Source organism: Kitasatospora phosalacinea (assembly GCF_000717185.1).
In the GTDB taxonomy this organism is placed as follows: domain Bacteria; phylum Actinomycetota; class Actinomycetes; order Streptomycetales; family Streptomycetaceae; genus Kitasatospora; species Kitasatospora phosalacinea_A.
The window spans coordinates 1-5343 of sequence record NZ_JNYE01000176.1; the positions used below are offsets into that span (position 1 = coordinate 1).

The 5343-nt window shown below is 69.5% G+C and carries 2 protein-coding genes and 3 pseudogenes; 3 read left to right on the forward strand and 2 right to left on the reverse strand.

Annotated features, from left to right (window positions below; translation table 11 throughout):
• Positions 1-827 precede the first annotated feature (827 nt).
• Both OO57_RS38900 and OO57_RS47520 read left to right on the forward strand, forming a co-directional pair.
• Complete coding sequence (locus tag OO57_RS38900) at positions 828-2309, forward strand: amidohydrolase family protein (protein WP_267885011.1); 1482 nt, start codon at positions 828-830, stop codon at positions 2307-2309.
• A 113-nt stretch (positions 2310-2422) separates the two neighbouring features.
• Positions 2423-2578 (forward strand): annotated as a pseudogene (locus tag OO57_RS47520) (transposase); the annotation flags it as partial.
• 169 nt (positions 2579-2747) lie between these two features.
• Here OO57_RS47520 and OO57_RS36900 read toward each other — a convergent pair.
• Together OO57_RS36900 and OO57_RS38905 are read right to left on the reverse strand one after the other, a co-directional pair.
• Complete coding sequence (locus OO57_RS36900) at positions 2748-3329, reverse strand: Imm21 family immunity protein (RefSeq protein ID WP_234337701.1); 582 nt, start codon at positions 3327-3329, stop codon at positions 2748-2750.
• A gap of 57 nt (positions 3330-3386) precedes the next feature.
• A pseudogene (locus OO57_RS38905) lies at positions 3387-4645 on the reverse strand (IS110 family transposase).
• Positions 4646-5103: 458 nt separating this feature from the next.
• On the opposite strand from OO57_RS38905, the pseudogene OO57_RS41920 reads away from it, so the two are divergent.
• Positions 5104-5250: pseudogene (locus tag OO57_RS41920) on the forward strand (transposase); the annotation flags it as partial.
• Between the last annotated feature and the right edge of the window lie 93 nt (positions 5251-5343).

A 5343-nucleotide genomic window follows, 5' to 3' on the forward strand; every position in this document is an offset into this window, starting at 1 on the left:
GACCACTACCGGGACGCGCAGATCCAGGGCCTGAAGTCCGCCGTCCTCGCCTGCACGGTGATCACCGCCGGGGCCCTGCTGTTCACCCGCCACCTCCCCACCGAACGGCGCCAAGCGTATTGATCATGAGCGCTGTTGGCAGTGGCCGGGCTTGATCAAAGCGAAGACCTCCGGTGTGGTGGAGGTGTCCAGGCTCCGCACCACACACGGAGGCCTTCGTGTCCCACCGTCGTGCCCGGCTGACCGTGCATGGCAGGCGGCTTCGCAACCGATATCGCTGACCACGTCGAAGGCCAGCCCGTTCTCCTCCGTGGGCGACAAGGGTCCATCGGGGCCCGGTGCGGTACGGCAACCAGGTGGACACCGTGAGCGGTGGTGCCGGCGCGCTGCTGCTGCGGGGGTCGCGGGGCGGTATTGCGGTAGGTGCACCGGCCACCTCGATAGCCGAGCACACGCCAGGGTGCGCGTGCTGGAGCAGCGCGTTGGCCGAGATCGCCCCGGAGTGCGCTTTACTGATCGTTTCAGAATGATCGCGAGAGGGTCCGGCCAGCCGGGGGCCGCTGATCAGTGCGCGAGCCAGCCGAGGACGATGAGGACGTCCGGACGGCGGGGGGGCGTGTGCCGACTGTGTCGGGCTCCGCCTATCGGGTGAATCCCGTCCTCGCCCCGAGTCTGGTCAGTTGATGGCCTGTCAGGATCTCCCTGCATACGAACCATTACGGCGACCAGGGATGTAACGATGACCGAGAACCCGCAAGAGATTCGCACAGAGCGCCCCAGCAGCCGAACGGGCCCGGTCCGTACGATGTCGTGCTTGCCGGGGGCGCGTGGTGGATCCGGAGAGGGAGGTCGACGGCATTTTCCACGTGGGGATCACAGGGGACCGGATCGCGGCGATCTCGACCGAGCCGTTGGAGGGCGAGACGGTGATCGACGCCACGGGCCTGGTCGTCGCCCCCGGCTTCATCGACCTCCACGCGCACGGCCAGCAGCTGCCCGCCGCGTGGATGCAGGCCTTCGACGGGGTGACCACCGCGCTCGAACTGGAGTCGGGACTCCTGCCGATCGCGGACTTCTACGACAAGGTGGCCGCCGAGGGCCGCCCGATCAACTACGGCGCCTCCGCCGCGTGGACGTATGCGCGCATCGCGGAGAAGGAGAAGGACATGGCGCCCCCCGGGGCCGAACTGACCTGGTTCCAGAAGGCGTTCGAACGCGACGGCTGGCAGCAGAGCCTGGCCGACGAGGAGGAGGTGAAGCGCATCATCGCCGGCGTCGAGGAAGGGCTGGAGCAGGGCGCCCTGGGCATCGGCATCAACGGCGGCTACGCGCCCGGCTACGGCCGCAAGGAGTACCACGCACTCGCCCAGCTCGCCGCCAGGCACGGGGCGCCGACCTTCACCCACATCCGCTACCTCTCCGTCCAGGAGCCGGACAGCGGCTTCGAAGGACTCGGCGAACTCATCTCCCTCGCCGCGGCGACCGGCGCGCACATGCACATCTGCCACCTCAACAGCGTCGCCGGCCGGGACATCAAGGCCTGCGTGGAACTCGTCACCGAAGCCCAGGAACGCGGTCTGCCGATCACCGTCGAGGCCTACCCCTACGGCGCGTGCTCCAGCACCGTGGGCGCCGAGGTCTTCAAGAACGACTGGCTCGCACGCTGGGGCGTGGAGGACGCCTCCGCGATGGAGCACAACGGCGAACCCCTGACCCAGGAGAGGATCGACGAACTGCAGGAGGAGGACCCCGGGGCCGTCATCGTGATGCACTTCCTGCACCCGGACGACAACGCCGAGGACGCCGAGATGCTCGACCTCTCCGTCCTGCACCCCGGGGCCGCGATCGCCTCCGACGCGATGCCGTGGGCACGCAAGGACGGCACGATCATCGAGGGCGACGTCTGGCCGCTGCCCGACGACGCCTTCGCCCACCCGCGTTCGGCCGGCTGCTACGCCCGCTTCCTCGCCGGCTGGGCCCGCGGCGGCCGCGAGCGCACCGAGCCCAAACTGACGCTGGTCGAGGCGATCCGCAAGACGAGCCTCATCCCCGCGCAGATCCTGGAGAAGGCCGTGCCCCAGATGCGCAGCAAGGGCCGCATCCAGGTCGGTGCGGACGCCGACGTCGTCGTGTTCGACCTCGCCACCGTGCAGGACAACGCCACCTTCACCGAGCCCGCGCAACGCTCCACCGGCTTCCAGCACGTGATCGTGAACGGCACCCCCGTCATCCAGGACGGCAAGGAGATCCTGGAGGCGCGCCCCGGCCGCCCGATCCGCCGCCCCACGGCGCCGAAGGCATCGGTGTAACCGGCCGCCACCGCCGCAGAACGAGCCGAACCGCAGGACTCGCCCTCGGCGATCTCGGTCGGCAGGGTATCCGGGTGCGTGCTGACCTTGTCCCGGACGACCTGTGGGAGCGGGTGGCGCCACTGCTGCCACCCGCTCCCGAACGACGCCACCGCCACCCCGGAAGACTCCGCGTTCCGGACAGGGCGGCCTTCGCCGGCATCATCTACGTCCTGCGGACCGACATCGCCTGGCGCGACGTCCCCACCGCCACCATCGGCTGCTCCGGAGTCACCGCCTGGCGCCGGCTGCGGGACTGGACCGAGGCCGGCGCATGGCCTCGTCTGCACGAGGTGCTTCTCGCTGAACTGCGGTCGGCGGGCCTGCTGGAGATGGACGACGCAGCGATCGACGGCTCGCACGTCAGGGCCCTCAAAGACATCTCAGGGTGCTACGACGTCAAGCCGGGAGGAGCTGGACCACGCCGACCCAGGTGGATTCGTCGGACCAGTCGTGAAACGCGCGGACTGTCCAGAGCCCTGCAGGCACAAGCACTGGGGCCTGCTCGGGCTGGCCCTGGCCGTCCGGGTAGGGGACGCCGAGGCTCCCGCCGGCTTCGGCCGAATCCATGAGTACGGCCGGACCGTCGGTCTGCCACAGCCCGCACTCCTCCCACGGCGTCGCCGGATCGTTCAGCACGGCCATGGCGGCGGCGATCAACTCGGCATCGGAATTGGCTGCGAGCCAGCGCACGAAGGCTCGTTGCTCGGCCAGGTAGCAGGTGCTGGAGGGTTCATCGCCCAGCACGAGTGCGGAATTGGCGGTGTGGCCGGCCAGGCTGATCACCTCGGCCAGGTCCTCGACCGCGCAGGCGCGATCGTAGTCGTCGGGTTGGTCACCGTCGCCGACGATCATGCCGTTCTCGGTGCAGCCGTTCCACTGGTGCAGCGCGGACACCGGGACAACGATCAGCGGGCCGCCCATGGACTCGACCCAGGCCGGGCCGGGGGCCTGATGAACGGCGTGTTGATCAGAACTCATGCGTGCAGTGTGCCGCCGGGCTGTGACATGCAGGCAAACCAGGCTCGCCCTCGGTGGTTACGCCGCCGCAGCAACTCCCTGTCGAACGGGGAAGGCCATCTGTTCGTCGAACGGCCGGCGGTTCTGAAGGCAGTGGAAGAGCTGGCCCAGGAAATCGGTTGAGGAGGTGGCGTCGGGCGCCGGCGTGCCAGTCTCCGTGGTCGCGTCGGCGGCGGTAACGGGCGTCGGCGCCGGACGAGGCCTGGAGCGAGGAGAAGGCCCAGAGGAATCCGGCGTGCATGAGCCGGTTGTTCTTGACCATGCGTCTGCCGACGTGGCTCTTCTTGCCGGAGGCCCGGGTGATGGGTGCGGAGCCGGCGTAGGCCTTGAGGCCGCGGGCGTCGGCGAAGCGGGTGCGGTCGTCACCGATCTCAGCCAGGACGCGGGCTGCGAGCTGGACGCCGAGGCCAGGGAAACCGAGGTACATCTCGGCGTCGGGATGCCCGCGGAAGGCGGCCTCGACCGCTCGGGCGAGGCCGTCACCGGCCTGGCAGGCCGCGTCGAACTGCTTCAGCAGGGCAGCCGGCTGGTGGCCGAAAGCGTCTCCGACCGCGTCTGGGTGGCGAACACGGTCGACCCGGAAAACCTCGCGCGGCCGTTTGGCCTCTGCATCGATCCCCCGCTGGTGGTCGACGCGCTTGAGCGCGGCCCGCAACTGGGTCGGGGACAGCTTCGCGGCCTTGGCCGGGGTCGGGGCGGCGGCGAGCACAACGCGGGCGTCCGGCCGGGCCGGGCCGCCAGGTTTGCTCTGGAAGGCTTCCAGGGCGGCGGGGTAGTACTCGCGCAGGAGTGAGCGGATCTGGTTGCCGAGCTGCTGGCTGTTCCAGACGGCATCCTGTTGGGCGCGGGCCAGTACGGTGACGGCCCGGCCTCGGTCCGAGTCGGCGGGCAACGGGCGGTGCATGGGCATGTCGGTGCGCAGGATGTTCGCCAGGACCAAGGCGTCGCCGGGGTCGGACTCCTTGCGGGACACGCCGTGCCGGTCGCGGTAGCGGGCCGCGGCCGGCGGGTTGACCGCGAACACCTGCCGCCGGCCGGTGCGCAGAGCTGCGACGAGCAGGCCGTGGCTGGTCTCGATCGCCACCGGAATCGGCTCCGCCTCGGTGTCGCCGTGTTCGGCGAGCAGGTCGAGCAGCAGCCGTTAGCCGGCCGCGTCGTCGGTGATCCGTCGCTTGCTCAACAGCTCACCAGTGTCGTCGACCAGGGCGACGTCGTGGGTCGACCAGGGCGACGTCGTGGTGTGACTCAGCCCGGTCAATGCCGCAGAAGATCTCCATCCGACTCTCCCAACGTTTCCTGTTTTCGCAGGTCAAGAGCCCATGCGGGGCACGCGGCGCCCTAATCCCAGGACTCTTCGGTCCGCCACCTCAGTAGCCGTTCATGACACCGGCGCGCCCCAGGGGCCCCCGTCTTCGCCAGAGCTCGAAGGCTCGCGTATTCGGCAAGGGGTCAGCCCTGGGACGGGCTCGCACCATGACCACGGAAACACGATCTTCGGTGGGTTTCGCGGCGGCCCGAAGACGCCGGACCGCGCCGCTCTCTGTGAAGACCTCGCAGGTCAGGTAAGTCGCAGGCACCAGCCCGGCACCCACGCGACCGCCACGGAACCCACCGCCACGACAGCACCGCTCTTTGAGAAGGCCTCGCAGGCCCGGGGGGATCCAGGTGTCTGTCGCGTCAAGCGCTCCGGAAGCCCAGGCCGGGTATTCCGAGAAGCGCCTTCACACAGGATTAGGGGGCTCACACCGGACCCTCGCCGGTCGACCGGGGCAGGCCGGGCAGCAAACACCACCTGATCGTCGACCGGCACGGTGCCCCGCTCGCCATCACACTGACCGGCGGCAACCGCCACGACGTCACCCAACTGCTGCCGCTGCTAGAAGACTGATGAAGATCTTGTTGTGGTTCGGGCTGTCGCCGTCAGGCGGTGGCCCGGATGTGCCAGGTGGTGCCGTTGTGGTGGAGTCCGAGGTTG